This is a genomic window from Sphingomonas sp. (assembly GCF_965200105.1).
Lineage (GTDB): Bacteria > Pseudomonadota > Alphaproteobacteria > Sphingomonadales > Sphingomonadaceae > Solisphingomonas.
This window is the reverse complement of sequence record NZ_CBDATN010000001.1, coordinates 158,098-176,214: the sequence shown is the minus strand read 5'-3', so window position 1 is coordinate 176,214 and position 18,117 is coordinate 158,098. Positions and strand designations below refer to the sequence as shown.

Genomic DNA, 18,117 nt, shown 5'->3' with positions numbered 1-18,117 from the left:
CCCACGCGAACCGCCAGCCGCTCAGAAGGTCAGCGCCTTCGCGGTACGGACCCCCGGCAGCGCGCGGACCCGGGTGAGCAGCGCCTCGTCGACGGGCGTGTCGACCGACAGCAGCACCACCGCCTCGCCGCCGGCCGCGCGACGGCCGAGATGGAAGGTGCCGATATTGACGCCCGCCTCGCCGAGCGCCGTGCCGAGCCGACCGATAAAGCCCGGCGCGTCCTCGTTGACGATGTAGAGCATCGGGCCGGCGAGATCGGCCTCCACCTTCACGTCGAAGATCTCGACGAGGCGTGCCGCCTCGCCGAACAGCGTGCCGGCCACCGATCGCTCGCCGTCCGTTGTCCGCACCGAGACGCGCAGCAGCGTATGGTACTCGCCCTCGCGTGCGGTGCGGACCTCGCGCACTTCCAGTCCGCGATCCTTCGCGATCAGGGGCGCGTTGACCATGTTCACCGTCGCCACCTGCGAGCGCAGGAAGCCGGCGAGCACCGCCGCTGTGATCGGCTTGGCGTTGAGCTCGGCGGCGGTGCCTTCGGTGTGGACGGAGACGCGCGTGATCGCGCCCGTGGTAAGCTGACCGACGAGCCCGCCCAGTCGATCCGCGAGTGTCATGTAGGGCTTCAGCCGTGGCGCTTCCTCGGCGGACAGCGACGGCATGTTGAGCGCGTTGGTGACGCCGCCCGAGACGAGGAAGTCGGCCATCTGCTCGGCGACTTGGATCGCGACGTTGACCTGCGCCTCGGTGGTCGACGCACCGAGGTGCGGCGTCGAGACAAAGCCGGGCGTGCCGAACAGCGGCGACGCCTTGGCCGGTTCCTCGACGAACACGTCGAGCGCAGCGCCGGCAATGTGCCCTGAGTCCAGCCCAATCTTCACCGCCGCCTCGTCGACGAGGCCGCCGCGCGCGCAATTGACGATGCGCACGCCCTTCCTGGTCTTGGCCAGGTTCTCGGCAGACAGGATGTTGCGCGTCTGCTCGGTGAGCGGGGTGTGGAGCGTGATGAAATCCGCGCGGCGCAGAAGTTCGTCCAGTTCCACCTTTTCCACCCCGATTTCCATAGCTCGCTCCGGGGTGAGGAAGGGATCGTAGGCGATCACCTTCATGCGCAGGCCGAGCGCGCGATCCGCGACGATTGAGCCGATATTGCCCGCGCCGATCAGCCCCAGCGTCTTGGAGGTGAGCTCCACCCCCATGAAGCGGTTCTTCTCCCACTTGCCCGCCTGGGTGGAGGCGTCGGCCTCGGGAAGCTGGCGGGCGAGCGCGAACATCAGCGCGACGGCATGTTCGGCGGTGGTGATCGAGTTGCCGAACGGCGTGTTCATCACCACCACGCCCTTGGCGCTCGCTGCGGGGATATCGACATTGTCGACGCCGATGCCGGCGCGGCCGACCACCTTGAGGTTCGTCGCCGCCTCCAGCACCTCCTTCGTCACCTTGGTGGAGGAGCGGATGGCGAGGCCGTCATACGTGCCGATCATCGCGATCAGCTCGTCCTTGGTCTTGCCGGTGATCTCGTCCACCTCGACGCCACGCTCGCGGAAGATCTCCGCCGCGCGCGGGTCCATCTTGTCGGAAATCAGTACCTTGGGCATGGAAGTCTCCATGAGAAACCATTCGGGCCGGGCTTGTCGAAGCCCTGCCCTCGCTGAACGGGTGGAGAGAAGAACGGCCCTTCGACAAGCTCAGGGCGAACGGAGAAGGAGCGTTCAGGCGCGCGCCTGCGCGAAGGCCCAGTCGAGCCACGGCCCGAGCGCCTCGATATCGGCGGTCTCCACGGTCGGCCCGCACCAGATGCGCAGGCCCGGCGGCGCATCGCGATAGGAGCCGAGATCGTAGCCCGCCTGCTCGAACTCGAGCAGCGAGACGATCTTCTTCTCGATCGCAGTCAGCGCCTCGTCGTCGAGGCCCTGCGCCGCCTCGCCCGCGAACTTGAGGCAGACCGAGGTGTTGGAGCGGATCGCCGGATCGGCGACGAGATGGTCGAGCCAGTCCCGCCCCGCCACCAGCGCGTCGAGCGCCGCGGCATTCTCATCGGCGCGCTTGACGAGCGCGGTGAGCCCGCCCGCCGTCAGCGCCCACTCCAGCGCGTAGATATAATCCTCCACCGCCAGCATCGACGGCGTGTTGATCGTCTCGCCCTTGAAGATGCCCTCGATCAGCTTGCCCTTGGCGGTGAGCCGGAAGATCTTGGGCAGCGGCCAGGCCGGCACATAGCTTTCCAGCCGCTCGACGGCGCGGGGGCTGAGGATAATGACGCCGTGCGCCGCCTCGCCGCCCAGCGCCTTCTGCCAGGAGAAGGTGACGACATCGAGCTTGGCGATCGGCACGTCCTGCGCGAAGCAGGCCGACGTCGCGTCGCAGATCATCAGCCCGGCGCGATCGTCCCTGATCCAATCGCCGTCCGGGACCTTCACGCCCGACGTGGTGCCGTTCCAGGTGAACACCACGTCGCCGTCCTGATCGACGCCTGCGAGGTCCGGCAGCTCGCCATAGGGCGCCTTGACTACCGTGGGATCGATCTTGAGCTGCTTGACGGCGTCCGTCACCCAGCCCTCGCCGAAGCTTTCCCACGCCAGCACGGAGACGGGGCGCTGCCCGAGCAGCGACCACATTGCCATCTCCACCCCGCCGGTGTCCGAGCCCGGCACGATGCCGATGCGGTAATCGTCGGGCACGTGGAGGATGTGGCGCGTGAGATCGATCGCGTGCTGCAGCCGCGACTTGCCGAGCTTCGATCGGTGCGATCGGCCGAGCACGGCGGTGGCGAGCTTGGAGGCTTCCCAGCCCGGCGGCTTCGCGCAGGGGCCGGAGGAGAATTGCGGCCGCTCCGGCTTGGCGGAGGGCTTGGTCTCGGACGCAGGGGTGGCGTCGGCACGCCCGGTATCGGTCATGTCTGACTCTCCTCACAGAGAGCACGCGCCGCGTTGGGACGGCGTGGCCCGCCGCGGGCTCTAGGGGGAGCGGGCGGGCGGGTCAACGGCGGGTGACGTGATGGCGAAAGTTGGTGGAGGCTGTGTGAGAACGGCCTGCGAGCAGTGGTTAGCGGGGGCGGGCGAGCGCGAGGGTTTAGGCCTGCATCGCTGCCGGTCGACCCGATCGGACAGCTCGGCGTAGGTGCAGGTACCGCGGTCGTCGATCAACGCCACCTTCGCCGCCCGGTGCGGCAGGTTGCGGCCGATCAGGTCCCCGGCGACGTTATAGAACGCCACTTCTGGCTCCCCGCTCTTTCCCGGCGACCGGACGGTCAAGTAACGGCCGCGCGGACGTGGTGTTCGGGCCGGTCCCACTCGCCCTGCGCCATGATCCGCTCGATCGTCTCCACCGCCGCCCACACATCGGCAAAGCGGGTGTAGAGCGGCGTGAAGCCGAGCCGCAGGACGTCGGGAGCGCGGAAGTCGCCGACCACGCCGTTCGCGATCAGCGCCTGGCAGATCGGATGGGCGTTGCGGTGGGCGTAGGATACATGACTTCCGCGTGCGGTCGGATCCCGCGCGGTCACAAGCTCGAACCCGAAAACCGCGCAGCGCTCGTCCATCAGCTTGATGAAAAGAGAGCAGAGCGCCTGCGACTTGTCCCAGAGCCGATCCCGGTCCACGTCCGCGAATACCGACACGCCTTCGTCGAGCGCCGCTATGCCGAGGATCGGCGGCGTTCCGCAGAGGAAGCGGCTAATGTCGGGCGACGGCGCGTAATCGTCGCGGAAGGCGAACGGCGCGGCGTGGCCGAACCAGCCCGACAGCGGCGAGCGCAGCGACGCGTGGTGCCGCTGTGCGACATAGAGAAAGGCCGGAGCGCCGGGGCCGCCGTTCAGGTATTTGTAGCCACAGCCGACCGCCAGGTCGGCGTCGCAGCCCTCAAGGTCGACGGCCACGGCACCGGCGCTGTGGCTGAGGTCCCACAGCACCAGCGCGCCCCTGTCGTGCGCGGCGCGCGTGATCCCGGCCATGTCGTGTTTGCGGCCGGTCTTATAGTGGACGTGGGTGAGCAGCACGAGCGCGACGTCGTCTTCGATAGCCTCGACGATCCGGTCCGCCGGCGCGGTCCTCACCTCGATGCCGGACATTGTCCAGGCGGCGCCCGCGGCCATATAGAGGTCGGTCGGGAAGTTGCCGGGCTCGGACACGACGACGCGGCGCTCAGGCTTCGCTTTCAGCGCCGCCACGATCAGCTTGTAGAGGTTGACCGAGGTCGAATCCGCGACGACGACGCAATCGTCCGGAGCGCCGATCAGTGGCGCGATGCGCGCGCCGACACGCCGCGATGCGGCCACCCAGCCGTGCATGTTCCAGCCGCCGATCAGGCTCTTGCCCCACTGGTCCTCGACGACCTCGCGCAGGCGGGCGGCGGTTCCCACCGGCAGCGCGCCGAGCGAGTTGCCGTCGAGGTAGACCAGCCCTTCAGGCAGGACGAAGCGCTGTCGCATCGGGGCGAGCGAGTCTGCCGCGTCGAGCGCCGCCACAGCAGCGATGTCGGTCCCGCTCATCTCGCCAGATCCCGCAGGACGGCGCGCACCGGCGAGGCGTCGAGCCCGGCGAGCTTGAGCGGCAACGCGATGAGTTCGTAGTCGCCCGCCGCGACATCGTCGAGCACCAGCCCTTCGAGGATGCGCATGTCCGCCTCGCATACCGCGCGGTGGGCATCTAGCGTTCTCGAATCCTGCGGATCGACTGAGGGCGTGTCGATACCGACCAGCATCACCCCGCGCGCCCCCATCAGGCGGACCGCGTCGGGCGCGAGCACCGTGAACGATGAGCTCCAGCAATCGTGCGGAAAGCGACTCACGGTGCGAAACAACAGCCGTGCAACTGGCTCCGCCAGCGCCGCCTCGACGACCGCGGTCGTGACCACGCCGCCGCACCAGCGCGCGTCGACCACGCGCGCCCGCCCGACATAGGCCGAGAGATCAACCTCGGCGATCGCGGCGCCGTCCGGGTCGTAATGCAAGGGCGCGTCTGCGTGCGTGCCGCTATGGGTGGACAGGCGAAAGGCGGCGACGTTGACCGGGCAATCCGGTCCATAGGTCCAGGTACGCTCTGCTTGAAAGCGCGTGTCGCCCGGCCAGACGGGCAGGGCGGCGGACAGCGTCTGCGAAATGTCTCTCACGGTGGTCATTGGCAGGCTCACAGCGTTGTGCGGACGGTCAGCAGCTCGGGGAAGAACACCTGGTCGATGACCTTGGCGAGATAGGGGACGCCGGCCGTGCCGCCGGTGCCGCGCTTGAAACCGATGATTCGCTCGATCGTCTTCAGGTGCCCGAATCGCCAAATCTGGACGCGGTATTCAAGGTCAACCAGCTTTTCCGCCAGCTCATACAAATCCCAATGCGTATTCGCATCGGCATAGACCTGTCGCCAAGCGGTCTCGACCTCGGTCGAAGCGACATAAGGATGCCGCCAGTCGCGCTCCAGCTGGTCGGCGGGGATCGCGAAGCCGCGGCGGGCGAGTAAGCGCAAAGCCTCATCATAGAGGCTGGTCCGCCAGAGCGCTTCGGTCAATGCCCCCTGGGCATCGGGTGAGCCCTGGTGCGCGGCGAGCATGCCGGTATTCTTGTTGCCCATTATGTACTCGAGCAGTCGGTACTGGACTGACTGGAAACCCGAGCTCCCGCCCAGCTGGTCGCGCATCGCGGTGTAGTCGGCGGGCGTGATGGTGGCGAGCGTCTCCCAGCTCTGGATCAGCTGCTGCTGCACGCGGGCGACGCGAGACATCATCTTGAACGCCACTGGTAAACGGTCATCGATGATTGCAGTCCGCGCCGCCTCAAGTTCATGCAGGCAGAGCTTGATCCACAACTCGGAGGCTTGATGGATGATGATGGCCGCGAGATCGAGCCCATCAATAAGCAGGCGATCCGCGTGTCGACCGGCCGCAACGGCGTGCTCGGCCGACCTTCTGCCGCGCCTCCGCCGAGGCCCCGCTTCAAGAGCTGACGCGCCGCCATCAGAAAAACAATGTACCACGATCGCAGAGTGCTGCCGCTTGCGGCGCTGTTCGCCCTCGCCGGCTGCGGCGGGGGGGGGGGGGGCCGTGAGCCCCGAGCGGACCAGCAACGCGGCCGAGGCCGCGGCGGACCCCGCTCCGGTGCCGCTAGGCACAAGCCGGGAGGGCCGGCCGGGGTCGCCGTCACGACCTCGTCGGTCGCGCAGAAGTGGCGTATCGGTGCCCCGGGCAACGTCCAGCCGCTTCGGACGGGCAGGACGAGGCGGCGCGTTCACCGTTCGTACGTCAGATCGGCATCTACGCGCCGACGGTCGTCGTTCGGCTGGTCATCGACAAACCTATCCCTAGGCCGCCGCCCCGAACAGCCAGGCGGGGGGAACACTCGCCCGCCTACCAAGCGTTTTCGACTTTTCGGTTTAGCGCCGCCTGGATAAAGTGCGGCGCTTTTCGGCAAGCCAGATATGATGTCGCTCGCTCACACTGCCCTCGAACGCAGAGATGTCGACTTCTTCCACCCTGAAGCCGACATCTTCCAGTCTGGATTGGAAGTCGGCGTCTGGATAGGCCGACCACACGGCGAGCACACCGTTCGGCCTAAGTGCGGCGTAGGCGGACGCCAGCCCCCAAGCACAATAGATACGGTCGTTCTCGGCACGCATGAAGCCGTCGGGACCGTTGTCGACGTCGAGCAGGATGGCATCAAAGGCGGCATCCGTGGCAGCGATCACGTCATGAACGTCCGCGAGTTCGATTGCCACCCGCGGATCGGAAAGGCTGTCTCCGTGTAGGTGCGCCAGCGGGCCGTTCGCCCAGGCGACGATCTCGGGCACGAGTTCGGCGACGACGATCCTGGTCGATGCCGGCCAGGCGGACAGCGCGGCGCGAAGGGTGAAGCCCATCCCGAGTCCGCCAATGAGAATGCGGTCACCGCTGCCGCCCAGCCGCTCGCACGCCATCGTGGCGAGCGCTTCCTCAGAGATGTGGTCGTGGCTGCCCATGAGCTCGTCCGTGCAGAACTGGATCGAGAACTCGCCGCCGCAGCGGGCGAGTTGCAGCGTGCCTCCGCCGGGTATCGGCGCGCTTTCGATGATCTTGACGGGCGCGGTAGCGCTGGTCCCGTTAATACGGGCGTTCCTCGCCGGCGCGCGAACGACATTGGCCGACATCGTCAGGAAGCCCGGTGGCGACGCATCGGCCACGCTTCGCGTGCCTGACACTTGGTGACGCGGCGGTGCCGCCTGTCGACGGTGCGCAGCTGGCCCATTTCTGTTCCTGATCAAGCGAGCGCACGATGGCAGCCAGGATGGCGTTCGCGGCGCGATCATGTGTACCTGCTCACAACCGGCCGCCGCTGGCAAGTGGAAGCTAGAAAAATCAATGATCTTCCCGCGGATCGACGGACACCGATGATAGGCTCTGTGGAGCCAGGAGGTGTATGATGGCGAGTACGACGGAGCGTCGGTTTATGGATGAGTTTATCCGCGCATCTGACCGGGCTTGAGCTCACCAAGACAGTCGCCGTGAAACACATCCACGGGGTGACGCAGACCCTTGAGTCATTGCGTAAGCGCGGCGGCGGTATCGCGCTGGACGACTTCGGCACCGGGTACGCCACACTCAGCCTGATCAGGAATTTGTCCCAGATTAAGGCTACCATCGATTGATCTCTACTCATCGCGACCGTTCTCACGTCGGGCGCGCCGTCGATCTATCGGTGGTAGCCGAACGAGTTGAACGGAGACGCAGGCGGACTGACTTCGTGCGAGGGGCTACGCCGAGGCGCAGGGCTGGTATTACGGGAAGCCGATGCCGGTGGGGACTTCGGACGCCAGGCCTGCAAGAGAGTGCAAGCGGCTTGAGTAGGTTAGTAGCGGCAGGGCGCTCTTCCGGAGCGTCGTCGAAGGGCTCGGCCGAGAAGCGTCATGGCGCTTGAAGTCAATGGTAACCTGGGAGGCGTCAGACGGGCCCGGTAGCTCATGAGCCCAACCTCGCCGGCGCCGGTCCGATGGGGTGGCGTCCGTTCGTGGTCTGCAGTTTCACGCAGCCATTGTATCGCAGAGGAGCGGTCCCGCGGCTTCGAGGAACTCGGCCGCCGGCATCGGCCGACCAATGTGCCAACCTTGCGCGGTGTCGCACGCGTAGCTCCTGAGCAGACCGAGCACGTCTGCGTTCTCCACGCCCTCTGCGACCACCTTGAAGCCAAGCTCGTGGGCGAGGTCGATCGTGGAACGTACCATCGCCTGATCGCTGCGGCTGCTTTCCAGTCCTTGCACGAACGACTTGTCGATCTTGATCTCGCGTGCGGGCAGGCGCTTGAGGTAGCTCAACGTTGAAAGGCCGCTTCCGTAATCGTCGATCGAGAGCGCTACACCAAGTACCGCAAGCCGCTCGAGCGCCGCCTCCGCCGCTGCCGGATCGGTCATGGTAGCGGATTCGGTCACCTCCAGCGTCAGGTATGGAAGGGCTTCCGCATGGCCGGCAAGGATCTCCTCCAGCCGCCGCAAGAACTCGGCATCGGCGGGTAGGCGGGCGGAGAGGTTGACGGCGACGCCGAACCGGTATCCCGCAGCCGCCCAGGCGCGGTGATCGGATAGCACGCGACGAACGACGTGGAGCGTCAGGTCGGCGATGCGCCCACTTTCCTCCAGCACGGGGATGAAGTCGTCGGGCGCGATCGCGCCGCGTTCGGGGTGACGCCATCGTACCAGAGCCTCGGCGGCCCGGATCTCGTATGTCGCGAGATCCAGCTTGGGCTGGTAGGCGACCCAGATGTCGCCGGCGGCCATGGCGGCGTCAATCTCACCGGCTATCCGTAGACGCCAATCCTGCTCGCGCCGGGCATCCTCGCTGTGCCGACACCAGCATCGGCCGGTGGCGATGGCCGCGTCCGCGGCTGCGGCGGCCTGCCCGACCGCATCCTGGCCTGTCGCCGCATACGCGATGCCGAAACCACCCTCGAGGTCGATCGCTCGATCGCCGGCCGGGAAGGGGTGGCGCAGGAGGGCGGCCGCGCCCTCGATCGCGGCATCGGCATCATCGCCAGCAAGCAGCCACGCGATCGCGCTCTCTTCGACGCGGAAGACCTCCTTGCTCGTGGGCGTCAGCCGCGCGGCGACCCGCCCGATAAGCTCGCCAAAGCCGTCATGCCCGAGCACCGCGACGAGATCGCTCGCCTGTGCGAGCCGGTACACGACGATCTCGCCGGCTCCGCCTGCCGCCAGGCGCGCGGTGAACGCGTGGAGATTGGGCAAACCGCTTTCCAGATCAACGTAGCGGGCTCTGCGCACCGCTGAAACGGCGCGAAGCAGCGTGGAGAAGACCCACCCGGCGGCAAGCGCGGCGAGCGCGGGCACGACATCAAGGGTGCCGAGCCTCAGCATCTCGCTCGCGAGTGGAAGCAGGAAGATCACGGCAAGCCCGGCGGCGAAGCAGGCGCCGCGAGAGCGAGCACTGCGACGAAGTGCGAACCCCAAGATCACGAGCATGAGCACCAACGCCGGAACCGGCCCATGATTGGCGGGTATGGAGTGCTGGATCAGCGTCTCGGCCGCCATGAGATGGATCAACGGTCCGGGCATCACGCCGTGCCCGGGCATGGGGTAGCGATCCCCTAGTTCGATCGCGGTGGCGCCGATCAGCACGTTGCGTCCGCGAAGCACCCGCGCGCGCGGCGTCTCACGCAGCAGGTCGACGAAACTCACGCGAGTGATGGTGTCGGGGTCGATCGCGCCATCGATGGCGTAGCTGTCGCCGCTTCGGCCCGGTGCGTCGGCGAGCAGCGCGCCTACCGACGGCCGCGGAGAGCCTGACGTGGTGACCGCGTAGGGGTAGCTGCGCACCAGGCTGTCAGGGTCGGCCTGGATGTTCACCGCCGCGAGCATCGCGTCGTGCCGCAGCGGAGCTATCGGCAGATTCTCGACAGCGGTGCTGCTCGTCTGCGAGGCCGCCTGCCGAAAGGTAGGCAGAACCACCGTCGCCGAGGATGCCGCAATCGCGTGCGCCAGCGCCTCGTCCGACGCGCGATCGGACCAGGAGGAGAGATCGACGTCGAAGGCGATGGTACGCGCGCCGACGCGGTTGAGCGCGGCGATCGCCTGGCCATAGAGGCCACGCGGCCATGGCCAACGGTTGAGTGCGGCGAGCGAGCGCGCATCGATCTCGACAAGCGCGACGCGGCCGCTCGCGGCGCGGGGGTGGAGCCCGTCGCGCCAAGTGACGAGGCCACGCTCGATCCCGATCCCGATGCTGGTAACGGCGAACAGGATGCCGACCGCCGCCGCGAGCGCGACGATCGGCCAGTTTCGTGATCGGCCGGTCAAGACGTGGTCAGCCGGCACGGGCTTGGTCGACGATGGTCACGAACCCTTCCCGCCCGTGATCGCTCCGCTCGCCACCCCCAGCACCGACTTTACGACGTTCGACGCCTGATCAGGCAGCGCCTTGCCGGAATTGAACTGGGCCTGCTTCTGTGCATCCGCCGCAGCCTTGGCAGCTTGATCGGCGGCCTTCTGGGCGTCCTTCGCCGCTTTGTCGGCGTCGTTGGACGCCTTCTTCTGATCGTCCGCTGCTTTCGCGGCCTGCTGCGCGGCGGCCTGCGCCGCCTGCTGCGTCGCTGCCTGCTGTGCCGCCGCCTGTTGCGCGGCTTGCGCCTGCTGGGCTCGAGCGGCAGCATCGGCGAGCGCCTGTTGGGCCGCGTCCGCCGCCACACGCGCCGCGTCCGCGATCTGCTGAAGGCGGGCAGCGGCATCCGCCGCGAGTTGCTGTGTGCCACTTTGCGCCGCGGCGGCATCGGACGCCGCCTTCGCCTGCTGCGCGGCCTGCTGGGCCGCGGTCTGCGCGGCGGCCTGCTGCGTCGCTGCCTCCTGCGCGGCTAGCTGGGCGGCCGCCTGCTGCGCGGCATCGCCGCTCGCCTGGGCTTGAGCCCCGGCCTGTGCCGCCGCCTTTGCCGCCGCGTCGGCCTCGGCCTGCTGCGCCGCCGCCTGCTGTGCTGCCGTGTCGGCTGCCGCCTCCGCCTGGGCTTGCGCCTGCGCTGCCGCCTGCTGCTGCGCCGCCGCCTGCGCGGCCGCGGCTTGGGCTGCCGCCTGATCCGACGCCTGCTTGGCCGCTGCCTGCTGCGCGGCCTGGGCCTGCTGCGCCGCAGCGTCGGCCGCAGCCTTCGCCGCTGTCTGGTCGGCGGCTCGCTGCTGGGCGTCGGCTTCGGCCTGCGCCGCCGCGGCGGCCGCCGTGCTCGCTACCGCCTGCTGGTCCGCCGCAGCCTTCGCCGCCGCCGCTTGTTCCGTCGCCTGCCGTGCCGCTTCCGCCGCCTTCTCCTGCGCGACCTCCGCGGCCTGTTGCTGCGCCATAGCGGCGCGTACCGCCACGACCGCCTCCTGCTGGCTCTCGCGGGCGATCGCGACGGTGCCTTGCGGCGTCTGCGCCGAGGCCGTGCCGATGTTGGAGGCTAGTGCCACGGGCGCAGCGGCGGCCACTTTGGGCGAGGCGGACGTGATCCCAACGGCGTAGTCCGTCACCAGGCCAGCGGTCACGGCTGCCAGCGAGACGGGTGCTTCCACGATCGCCGCCGCCACGCCCGCCTTCGGCGCTGCCCCGGTATGCGCCTTCGTGGCCGGCGCGGGTACCGTTACCGCGCCGTTGTCCCCCGGGGAGCGGATGACATGCTCCACCCCGCTCGTCATCACGCGCATGGCCGTCAGCCGATCCGCGCCAATCGCCGCCGAGCTGCCCGGCCGCACGATCTCGTGCGCGCCGCCATCCACCGTGCCGACGTCGACCGCGCCCTCCAGCACTCTCACCGTCGCGCCCGTGGAGGAGACACCGACGCTGAAGGTCGTGCCCTTCACCACGGCAGCGAGATATGGCGTCTGCACGGCGAAGTGCGGCGTCGCCATCTTGCGTATCATGAAGATGACGTCGCCGGTGTCCTGCACCACCTGGGCGATCATGCCCTTCTGCTCGTTGGCCGGCAGGCGGACCTGCGATCCCGGTGCAACCAGCACATACTCCTGGCCGCGTACCAGCACGGCGCGCGCTTTGGGACCGGTTCGCACGAGGTCCCCCGGCGCCACCACCGCGTCGCGGATCGCGATCTGCGACACGCCCGCCCGCACCACCGTCACCGATCCCACCGCCTCGCTCAGCCGCCAGGCGGGAACGCGGGCGATGCCGGTGGAAGAGCAGAGAAGTGCGGTCAACCCCAACCAGTGCGCGCGCATCGATGGTCCCCAAGAGCGCCCGGACAGGCGGTCGGGTGCATCGGTACGCGGAACGACGTTGCGCAGCGCTTCATCGATATGGTGAACGCTTCACGAACACCCGCAACCTTTCTTCAACCATAGAGTCCGTACTTCCCACCGCATCGGGGCGGAGATCGTGAAGATGCGTGCGTTGGTTCTGGGCGTGGGCACTGGCCTGCTGGTGACGGCGGCAAGCGCGCAGGCCATTCAGGTGCTGCCCGATCGCGCTGATCCGGCGCTCGTCACGCGCAGCCTGCCGGTCCCGCGTTCGGAGCCGGTGACCGCTCCCACGCCTGTGCGAACCGCGACGCCGCCTGCGGCCAGAGTGGCGTTGGTCGGTACCATCCGACCTGCGAGGATCGTCGTCGACGGCGCAGAGCATCTGCCCCCCGGCATGCTTGATCGCGTGACCGCGCCCTACGCTGGCCGCGCGCTCTCCCCTGAGGATCTTCGCGACTTGGCGGGAGCTGTCGCAGCGGTAGCGCGCGCGAGCGGGCTGGTGCTCGCCACTGCGTCAATCCAGCCGCAGCCGCTCGATAGCGGCGCGCTGGTCATTACGTTGGACGAGGGGCGCATTGACGCGGTACGCTCGCTCGGCACGCCTAATCAGCAGGCTGATCGGGTACTCTCCCGCCTCGTCACGCATCGCGGCATGACCAAGCGCGAGCTGGAAACCACACTGATGCTCGTCGGCGATCTTCCCGGCATCACGGTGGTGAACACCCGATACGCGCGCGAGAACGGCTTCGGCATCCTGCTCGTCACGCTCGCCACCGATCGCGTGAGCCTGTTCGCGCAGGGCGATAATCGCGGCACGGACGAGATCGGCCCGTGGCGCACAACAGAACTTGCCAGCCTACGCGGGGTAGCCTCGGCGGGCGACGAGCTGGGCATTCTCGCATCGCAGACACCCCATGATCCGCGCGAGTTCGAGTTCGTGAGCGGGCGCTACGCTTGGCCGATCGGCCGAGCGGGGGCCGTGCTCGACGCATCCGCCTTCTACGGCACCACTCATGCCGGCGGCTACCTTCGCGCGCTGGACCTCACCGGGCGCACCTATGGCGGCGGGATCGGGACGAGCGTCGTGCTCGAACGGTCCCGGCAAGCGAGCCTATGGCTCGATGTCGACTTGAAGGCGCTGGAGAACGTCCAGCGGCTGCGCGGGCGCCGCTTCCGTGACGACACGCTGTCGATACTGTCCGGCACGCTCAGGACGCAGGATCGGATCGCCGGCGGTAGCTTCCGCGGCGGCCTCACTGTCTCCTGGGGGCTGCCGATCGGCGACACGACGCGCGACGGTGATCCGTTCGCCTCACGCGCCGACGGAAGCGCTCGCTTCGTGACTGCGAGCTTCGAGGGCGATTGGAGGCGGCCAATTGCCGGGCCTTTGTCAATCGAACTCGCGGCCGCCGGTCAGGCCGCCTCGCGTCCGTTGCTCGCGACTGCCGAGATCAGCCTTGGCGGACCTTTGTTCGGCCGCGCCTACGATTACAGCGAGCGGACTGGCGATGAGGGCGTGCTCGGTTCGGCGGAATTACAGTTGAACCTTGGCGATCATGCCGGCTCCCCGCTGCCGCGCCTCCAGCTCTATGCGTTTGCGGATGGCGGCACTGTCCACAACCTGCAACGCGGGATCGGCGGCGGCAGCCTGGCCTCGGCCGGCGGTGGGGTACGACTCGGCCGTGGGCAGTTCGACGGGGGCTTGGAGGTGGGTCTGCCGATCAATGCAGATCGTGTCGACACGAGTAACAAATCTCCGCGCGTGTCACTGCGGCTATCGATGTTCCTGTGAAATCCAGTGGTGCCGCTATATACGGCCGTCATTTCGGACGAGAACTGACTGTTCGAGCCACATGGGACTATGATCGTCATCCTGCAATATTGGTAAGCGAGAAGGTGGTGACGTCGACAATCGACGACGCCGGCAGATCGAGGATGTTGTCGACTGCCTGAGCGCCGATCTTGGTGGCAAAATCGTAAGAGGTGGCGTGGCCGACGAGCGCGCTCGTCAGTGCCAAGGCGATCAAGAGCAGGCAGGACAGCGCGGCGCGGAACCGCATCCGGCGCGTGAGCAGCGTAGAGCCATCGGCAGCGCTTCATGTCTCCGCCTCGTCCGCCGTGCGCGCCGGAGCTGCATCGGCATCGTCGCGCCATGCACGAAGATCGAGAATGCCACCGTCGCGAGAGCGACGCTGACCAGCGCGTCGTGCTCGGGCAGGCTGGCCGGCGTGGCCAGTGCGAACGCGCCGCGCAGGCCGCCCTGGAACGGGACAGTGCTCGTAAGCCAATCGATCGCCGCGCGATAACGCGCAATCAGGCGGCCGACCGGAAAGATGGCGACGGCGCGCCCGGCGAGTACCAGCGCGGTCGCCACTGCCGTCGGCCACAGGAAGGCGGCGAGCGACTGCTTGGCATCGCGGCTGCCGGTCAGCAGGAAGACGACCGAGTTGGCGAGGAAGCCGCGAAGTCCCAGAAGCGCACCAGCGTCTCGCCGCCGCGTTCGGTAAGCGAGCGCGCGCGGCCGTAGTTGCCCACCAGCATCCCCGTCGCCAGCATGCCCGAGACGCCGATCTACTCCGCGTTCAGGAACGAGCCGTAGGCGGCGAGCGCCGTCGGCGTGAGCTCGACGAGATGGTCGTCCGATCGCCCGGCGATCGGTAGCAGCGCGCCCGACCGTGATCCCGCACAGGATACCACCGGCGACGGTGGTCACGAAAGCCTGTGCGATCGTCCCGGCATCGGTGCGCGCGCCGGCGATGGCGGGGACGACCAGCGCGAACAGCACGGCGGCGCTGCCGTCGTTGAGCAGGCTCTCCGTTTTTCAATGACGAAGCGTAGCCGGGGTGTTCCGCGTCTTGCTCCTTCATCATGGCGACGACGGACAAGGATCGGTGGCGGCGATCAGAGCGCCGAACAGCCCCGCCGATCGCCCAGTGCATCCCTGCCGCCACCACGCCTGTCGACAGCAGCGTGCCGCCGAACGCCAGGCTCAGCAACAAGGGCGCCTCGTTGCGAAAGCGGTGCCCTTTCAGGTGGTAGCCGCTCCAAACACCAGCGGCGGCGGCAGCACGGTAAAAATCAGCTTGGGCGTCGGCGCAATGCCGCTGCGGTAGCCCGCAAGGCTGAGGTCAATGCCGGCCACCCTTAGCCGGTCGAGTAGGGCAGGCCGATGCGCCGCGTGACGATCGCCAGCGTGCAGGCGACGAACAGCAGAAGGCTGCACGGACATCGCGCAGCAGGTCGTAACGGGCGCAGTCGGCGATCGGTGGATGCGCCAGCATCTGCGCTTCCGACGTGACGATCGTCGGCGGCCGCGGCGGCTCGCCCCGGCGTGCCAGGTTGTTGAGGATCACGTCGTAGCTGGCGGCGCCGTTATCGAGAGCCTCGCGAGTCGTATCCTCGACCACGCCCAGGCTATCGGTGGGCACCGCCGACAGCACGCGCACGAACCGTCGGGCAGCCTCGTCGCCGCTCCCCAGCTTGCGCCGCGGCCGGGCGAGCGCTGGCGGCAGCTCCCAGTCTTGGAGCGGCGCGCCGTCCCTAAGCGCGCCCGGCGTCCTGGCCAGTATCGTCAGGTACCAGGCATCGAGGATCATCCGATCGCGGCCGAAGAAGCGGCGGACAACGATCCGGTCGGCATAGGCGCGCGCCTGCACCGCGCGCCGCGCCCGCTTGGCCATGACCAAGTAGCGGTTGCTGTCGAAGCTGATCAGGCAGGTGCCGGTCACCGCATGCGCGGCGTCTCGTGGAAGCCGTCGAACGGCGCCAGCATTGTCTGCAACGCCAAACGCTCCGCCTCCCCTGCCTGCGGGACGGTCAGCTCCTTGCACTCGGGATGATGGTGCAGCTCCGTCCAGCGCCGGCACTCCGCTCCAGCCATCCGTTCAGCTCGTCCAGGCCGGCGAACCGCAGCCGGGGTTGGAAGAAGCTACGGTTCCGGCAGGTAAGGCGAAGGGCGAGAGCGCGTCGACGCCGCCGGCCGAACATCCGAGCTCCCGGTCCGCCCTGCTGATGTGCAGGACCGACGGCGTTGGTCCCCTGTCCAAGCTGTCGTCCGACCGTCACCCGTTCCAGGAGCTCGCCTATGCCGAGCGTTCATGCCAGCCCCGCGTCGTGATGGCGCCTTCCGTCATCATGGCGGTCGTCCGCGCGTTCGCCGGTCAGCCCGGTCCGTCGTCCACCCGCGGCGCCGGGTCGTCGGGCGCACCTTCGCGGAGCCCGACCGCAATCGATGCTTCGACGAAGCTCGTCGAACCACCCGATCCGCAACAGCCTTTCTCTACGCTGCTTCAGCTAAGCTGCTCGTCCGCCGCATCGCTCGTCGCGCATCAGGTTGGAGACCGGCTCTGAGTAGGGCAAGACGCTCATCGCTGATAGCTATGTCGTCAATCCGGGAACATTTTCTCGTTCATGAAACTCATCAATGAACGCCCACGGCGCCGCCTCGGAGCCGGGATTTGTTGGAGCAGACATGAACTCGCCGGATGGGTGAAGAAGCCGGCAAGGTGACGATCAGGGCGGGTCCGGTCGGTCTCAGCAATGATCTTTTGAGCGCGTCCGCCGGAACCTCGGCCGGGCCGATCTCGCTCAAGGAATTTATCAGGTTGCTCGATCGCGATGCTTCCGATTTCGTTGCCGTCGAACGCGGGACGATCACCAACCCCGATCGGGCCGCCTAAGGTCGGTAGCGAGGCACCGGCGACGATAAGGAGGTTCTCGCCGATCATCCCCGCTGCGCTCGATTGATCGCGCAGACGGGATTGGCGGCACGGGCAACACCCTCCGCCGCCGAACGCCGACCGACCATGTCGTGCCTGCTAGATTATTGCCGTTTACCCACATCGAGCCGCTCGGTTGCGGCGAGGCCCGCCTTGAGCTGTTCCGCGCCCATACGGATGCAATAGGTCGGAGTTTCTGGCTCGAAGCGCCACCCTTCGGAGAGCGGGCCCGCATCGACGACGTCGAAGCCGAAAGCGTCGTGGATCTCCGTCACTACCTTCTTGGCGTCTTCATCATCGCCCGCGATCGGCAAAGCGCGCCGATCCCCGCTGCCTGTCGGAAGCGCGTCAGCCGTCATATCGGCCGCCGTGATCGCGCTGAACGCCTTGACCAATCGCGATTTCGGCAGATGCCGCGCGACCAGTTCACTCGTCGTGGTCTCGTTCCGATCAAAAGTCTCGATGCGGCCGTCGCGCAACGGGTAGTAATTCTGCGCATCCAGGACGATCTTGCCCTCCAGCGGCTCTACGGGGATTTCTCCCGCCGCAGTGATCGGGGTTGCGAGCACGACGATATCGCCGAAACGCGCGGCTTCCTCCGCGGTGCCGCCGGACACACCAAGCGTGTAAATCGTCGCGAACAGCGTCGCCGGTTTGCGACTGTTGGAAATCATGACTTCGTGACCCTGCTCCTTGGCGAGGGTCGCCAATGCCTTCGCGACATATCCGGCGCCGATAAATCCGATCTTCACCTGCGTCTTCCTCATTAAGTTGCCTGGTTTGACACGGCTTGCGCGAGCCGGTCAGCGTATGCCTCTGCTCCACCGACGGACGTTGTCAGATGAGAAATCAACTTCCGGTGCCATCGGAACGGTGCCGATGGTTGACCATCAAGCTCCAATCGTCCTACCGGATACTATACCAGGAGCGTGTAGCGTATCGGGCGCGCGTACGTCAACGACCTGTTCGGCGAGAGGGCAAAGGCCTGAGATAGTCATGGACGACAACCATTGTGCCAGCTTGGCAGATTGGCGCCCGCCGGCATCGCCATGCGCGTTCAGCCGGCTCGATAGCGCTTTGTAGACAGAGTACGGTATGGTTCATCGCGCAATGAAGTAGGAAGCGAGAAGGGCAGCTTACGCGACGCCGCAAGAACGGAGAAGCGATTTCATGGTGCGCGATGAACAGCGGGGGCTCGAAATGGGCGGAACAGGCCCTCGGC

14 protein-coding genes and 1 pseudogene are annotated in these 18,117 nt (G+C 67.5%); 2 read left to right on the top strand and 13 right to left on the bottom strand.

The window, feature by feature from the left end; translation table 11 throughout:
* Nucleotides 1-21: 21 nt before the first annotated feature.
* From serA to ACOFKX_RS00860, 6 genes are all read right to left on the bottom strand, one after another.
* Nucleotides 22-1,596, bottom strand: coding sequence for a phosphoglycerate dehydrogenase (gene serA, locus ACOFKX_RS00885; RefSeq protein WP_419825211.1), 1,575 nt, complete (start codon nt 1,594-1,596; stop codon nt 22-24).
* Nucleotides 1,597-1,710: 114 nt separating this feature from the next.
* Complete coding sequence (locus ACOFKX_RS00880; RefSeq protein WP_419825210.1) at nt 1,711-2,895, bottom strand: phosphoserine transaminase; 1,185 nt, start codon at nt 2,893-2,895, stop codon at nt 1,711-1,713.
* A gap of 353 nt (nt 2,896-3,248) precedes the next feature.
* A complete protein-coding gene (gene kynU, locus ACOFKX_RS00875; protein WP_419825209.1) occupies nt 3,249-4,487 on the bottom strand; it encodes a kynureninase in 1,239 nt (412 codons plus the stop codon).
* Nucleotides 4,484-5,116 (bottom strand): arylformamidase, encoded by a 633-nt coding sequence (gene kynB, locus ACOFKX_RS00870; RefSeq protein WP_419825208.1) that lies wholly within the window; start codon nt 5,114-5,116, stop codon nt 4,484-4,486. Before kynB ends, kynU begins: the two co-directional genes overlap by 4 nt.
* 8 nt (nt 5,117-5,124) lie before the next feature.
* Nucleotides 5,125-5,850, bottom strand: coding sequence for a tryptophan 2,3-dioxygenase (locus ACOFKX_RS00865; RefSeq protein WP_419825269.1), 726 nt, complete (start codon nt 5,848-5,850; stop codon nt 5,125-5,127).
* Between the two features lie 510 nt (nt 5,851-6,360).
* Entirely contained in the window at nt 6,361-7,143 is a 783-nt protein-coding gene (locus ACOFKX_RS00860; protein ID WP_419825207.1) for a spermidine synthase, read from the bottom strand.
* A gap of 270 nt (nt 7,144-7,413) precedes the next feature.
* Between ACOFKX_RS00860 and ACOFKX_RS00855 the strand changes: the two genes are divergently transcribed.
* A complete protein-coding gene (locus ACOFKX_RS00855; RefSeq protein ID WP_419825206.1) occupies nt 7,414-7,608 on the top strand; it encodes an EAL domain-containing protein in 195 nt (64 codons plus the stop codon).
* Between the two features lie 372 nt (nt 7,609-7,980).
* Here the strand turns inward: ACOFKX_RS00855 and ACOFKX_RS00850 are convergent, their stop codons facing one another.
* Together ACOFKX_RS00850 and ACOFKX_RS00845 are read right to left on the bottom strand one after the other, a co-directional pair.
* On the bottom strand, nt 7,981-10,281 hold the full coding sequence (locus ACOFKX_RS00850; RefSeq protein WP_419825205.1) for an EAL domain-containing protein: 2,301 nt from the start codon (nt 10,279-10,281) through the stop codon (nt 7,981-7,983).
* A gap of 18 nt (nt 10,282-10,299) precedes the next feature.
* A complete protein-coding gene (locus ACOFKX_RS00845) occupies nt 10,300-12,060 on the bottom strand; it encodes a FecR domain-containing protein (RefSeq protein ID WP_419825204.1) in 1,761 nt (586 codons plus the stop codon).
* A gap of 259 nt (nt 12,061-12,319) precedes the next feature.
* Between ACOFKX_RS00845 and ACOFKX_RS00840 the strand changes: the two genes are divergently transcribed.
* Nucleotides 12,320-13,969 carry a ShlB/FhaC/HecB family hemolysin secretion/activation protein gene (locus tag ACOFKX_RS00840; protein ID WP_419825202.1) on the top strand — a complete coding sequence of 550 codons (1,650 nt, stop codon included), beginning with the start codon at nt 12,320-12,322 and terminating at the stop codon, nt 13,967-13,969.
* Between the two features lie 76 nt (nt 13,970-14,045).
* On the opposite strand, the gene ACOFKX_RS00835 is transcribed toward ACOFKX_RS00840, so the two are convergent.
* The 5 genes and pseudogenes from ACOFKX_RS00835 to ACOFKX_RS00815 form a co-directional block, all read right to left on the bottom strand.
* On the bottom strand, nt 14,046-14,237 hold the full coding sequence (locus ACOFKX_RS00835; protein ID WP_419825200.1) for a hypothetical protein: 192 nt from the start codon (nt 14,235-14,237) through the stop codon (nt 14,046-14,048).
* Complete coding sequence (locus ACOFKX_RS00830; RefSeq protein ID WP_419825199.1) at nt 14,201-14,962, bottom strand: cation:proton antiporter; 762 nt, start codon at nt 14,960-14,962, stop codon at nt 14,201-14,203. The genes ACOFKX_RS00835 and ACOFKX_RS00830 overlap by 37 nt, the downstream gene beginning before the upstream one ends.
* Before the next feature lie 430 nt (nt 14,963-15,392).
* Nucleotides 15,393-16,122 (bottom strand): annotated as a pseudogene (locus tag ACOFKX_RS00825) (Mu transposase domain-containing protein); the annotation flags it as partial.
* A 440-nt stretch (nt 16,123-16,562) separates the two neighbouring features.
* Nucleotides 16,563-16,904: a hypothetical protein gene (locus tag ACOFKX_RS00820; protein WP_419825198.1), complete on the bottom strand. Its 342-nt coding sequence runs from the start codon at nt 16,902-16,904 to the stop codon at nt 16,563-16,565.
* 95 nt (nt 16,905-16,999) lie between these two features.
* Nucleotides 17,000-17,662, bottom strand: a complete 663-nt coding sequence (locus ACOFKX_RS00815) for an NADPH-dependent F420 reductase (RefSeq protein WP_419825197.1) — start codon at nt 17,660-17,662, stop codon at nt 17,000-17,002.
* Nucleotides 17,663-18,117 lie beyond the last annotated feature (455 nt).

Coding starts and splice junctions, on each gene's coding strand:
- serA (WP_419825211.1), bottom strand. CDS start 1,596: ATGCCCAAGGTACTGATTTCCGACAAGATGGACCCGCGCGCGGCGGAG.
- ACOFKX_RS00880 (WP_419825210.1), bottom strand. CDS start 2,895: ATGACCGATACCGGGCGTGCCGACGCCACCCCTGCGTCCGAGACCAAG.
- kynU (WP_419825209.1), bottom strand. CDS start 4,487: ATGAGCGGGACCGACATCGCTGCTGTGGCGGCGCTCGACGCGGCAGAC.
- kynB (WP_419825208.1), bottom strand. CDS start 5,116: ATGACCACCGTGAGAGACATTTCGCAGACGCTGTCCGCCGCCCTGCCC.
- ACOFKX_RS00855 (WP_419825206.1), top strand. CDS start 7,414: ATGAGTTTATCCGCGCATCTGACCGGGCTTGAGCTCACCAAGACAGTC.
- ACOFKX_RS00840 (WP_419825202.1), top strand. CDS start 12,320: ATGCGTGCGTTGGTTCTGGGCGTGGGCACTGGCCTGCTGGTGACGGCG.
- ACOFKX_RS00835 (WP_419825200.1), bottom strand. CDS start 14,237: ATGCGGTTCCGCGCCGCGCTGTCCTGCCTGCTCTTGATCGCCTTGGCA.
- ACOFKX_RS00820 (WP_419825198.1), bottom strand. CDS start 16,904: ATGATCGGCGAGAACCTCCTTATCGTCGCCGGTGCCTCGCTACCGACC.
- ACOFKX_RS00815 (WP_419825197.1), bottom strand. CDS start 17,662: ATGAGGAAGACGCAGGTGAAGATCGGATTTATCGGCGCCGGATATGTC.